At 62.6% G+C, this 2294-nt stretch carries 2 protein-coding genes; both read left to right on the forward strand.

Features of this window, described 5'->3' with window-relative positions; translation table 11 throughout:
* Positions 1 to 112, forward strand: a 112-nt coding sequence (locus KRX52_RS14555) for a transposase domain-containing protein (protein WP_217682187.1), incomplete at its 5' end; no start/stop codon positions are given.
* Positions 112 to 2205, forward strand: a complete 2094-nt coding sequence (zorA, locus tag KRX52_RS14560; RefSeq protein WP_217682449.1) for an anti-phage ZorAB system protein ZorA — start codon at positions 112 to 114, stop codon at positions 2203 to 2205. The genes KRX52_RS14555 and zorA, both read left to right, overlap by 1 nt.
* The last annotated feature ends 89 nt before the right edge of the window (positions 2206 to 2294 follow it).

Raw genomic sequence — 2294 nt, forward strand, 5'->3', positions numbered from 1 at the left:
CCATGACCCGTATGCCTACCTGAAGGACGTGCTCACACGCCTGCCAACGCAGAAGACCAGCGCACTGACTGAGCTGCTGCCGCACAACTGGATGCCTGCCAGCAAGGTGTGATGCCCGGCCGCTTACTGTTCAACACCCTTGATGCCGAGCATTTCTTCAACGCTCGCACGCTGGCATCTGGCCTGAGTGGGAGCCGCTTTCTCGGCTCTTTGCCCGGTTTGCTGGTAGGGCTGGGGGTACTGGCTACTTTCGTGGGGCTGACCATCGGCCTGTCGAAGCTGAAGCTGGACAGTAGCGGGGGTGTCGAGCAGTTGCGAGAAGGCATCTCCGTGATGATCCAGGGTGCAGCGGTGGCATTCATGGCCTCTGTATGGGGGGTAGGCTTCAGCCTGGTACTCAACCTTATCGAGAAGCTCACCGAACGCTGGGCTCTGGGGCGGATACAGAATCTGCAACATCACATCGACTCGGTCTACCCGCTCATTCCGGCCGAGCAGTCGCTAGTACATATCGCCGATCACAGCCGCGAGAGCAAAGAAGCCTTGCAGGAGCTGCACGAGCGTATCGGCGATCGTCTGCAGGAAAGCCTCAATGGCATGAGCGAGGGGATGCAGCTGGCGATCACCAATGCGCTGGACAACGTCATGGCACCTGCCATCCAGACTCTGGTCAACAGCGCCAGCCAGCAGTCCAGCGAGGTACTGGAGAAGCTGGTCAGCAATTTCATGAGCGGCATGACCTCGGCCGGACGCGAGCAGGGGCACCTGATGCAGCAAGCCGCCTCGGATGTGCATGCAGCGGTGGGGAGTATGAGCGAGCGCATCAATCAGCTGGCGCAGACTCTCGATGAGCAGCAGAGCCGCCAGTTCAGCAGTGCCGAGCAGCAGAGGGAGCGTTTCGAGGCGCAGCTCGAGCGGATCACCAGTGTTGCCGATCACCGCCAGCAGCAGATGGAGCAGCGCTTCGGGGATCTGATGGGGGGGCTGGGCGGCCAGCTGGATAGCCAACTGGGGGCCGCGCATCGCCGCGATGAAGAGCGCCAGGCGATGTTCGAGCGCTTGCTGGTCGAAACCCGTACCAGCCAGGCCGATCTGCTGGAGAGGTTCGCTGCGTCGACTCGCGAGCAGATGCAGACCATGGGGGAGGCAAGCAACCAGCGGCATGACAATCTGGATAAGGTGTTCTCCCGCTTGATGATGACCCTCAATTCCCAGCTGGATGCGCAGATGAATACTGCGGAGCAGCGCGAGCAGGCGCGTGCAGCCCATCATCAGGCACAACAGACCGCCGTATTGAACCAGCAGAAGCAGCTACTCGATAGCTTGGGAGAGACAGGGCAGAAGCAGATCGCGGCGATTGCTGAGACCTCGGCGGCTCAGCAACGCAATCTTGAAGACACAGTCGGCAAGCTGCTGGCCGCCCTTAACTCGCAGATGACTAGCCATGGCCAGCAGGCAGAGGAGCGCGAGCAGGCGCGTTCTGCCCGCCACCAGGCGCAGCAGGCCGCGGCGCTGGACCAGCAGAAGCAGCTGCTCGATAGCCTGGGACAGACCGGGCAGCAGCAGATCACGGCGATTGCCGAGACCTCGGTGGCTCAGCAGCGCAATCTCGAAGACACCGTCGGCAAGCTGCTGGCTACGCTCAACGAGCAGATGAGTAGCCATGGTCAGCAGGCGGAAACGCGCGAGAAGGAGCGTCAGCAGCGTCTGAACGAGCAGCTGGAAACGATGGCAGCCCAGCAACAGCAGTTGCTGGCCGAGATCGCTAGGGCAGTGCAGGCTACCCAGCTGCAAAGCCTCCAGATGGCCGATCAGCACCGGCAGCTGATGGCGGATTTGCAGCAGACCAGCGCTGCCGCTGCGCAAAGCAGCAAGCATATGAGCAACAGCGCCAGCCAGCTGGGTGTGCTGGCGGTCAATGTGCAGAGGGCGGCGGAGCTGCTGGGGCAGCGTCTGGAGCAGGTCACCCTGCGTATCGAGGAGGCCGGCAGCCAGAACGCCGCACTGGCTGGCCAGCTGCAGACTCAGGCCGGCACCCTGCAGCAGCTGCAGAAGGCCCTGCTGGAAAGCGCACAGCGCTTCGAGCAGGCCGCCAGCGAGGCGCGCAACGGATTTGGCGAGATGAGGAGCCACCAGCAGGAGTTCCTCACTGGTGTACGGGGCGAGTTTGCGGATTCCACGGTCATCTGGCCACCCATTCCATGAGCATCTGGCCACCGATTCCACGGTGATCCGGCCACCCATTCCACGCGCATCCGGCCACTGATTCCACGGCCATCCGGCCACCCTCCCGG

This window comes from Geopseudomonas aromaticivorans (assembly GCF_019097855.1).
Classification (GTDB): domain Bacteria; phylum Pseudomonadota; class Gammaproteobacteria; order Pseudomonadales; family Pseudomonadaceae; genus Geopseudomonas; species Geopseudomonas aromaticivorans.

Excerpts from the sequence above, each read along its gene's own strand:
- zorA (WP_217682449.1), top strand. The coding sequence starts at position 112 with ATGCCCGGCCGCTTACTGTTCAACACCCTTGATGCCGAGCATTTCTTC.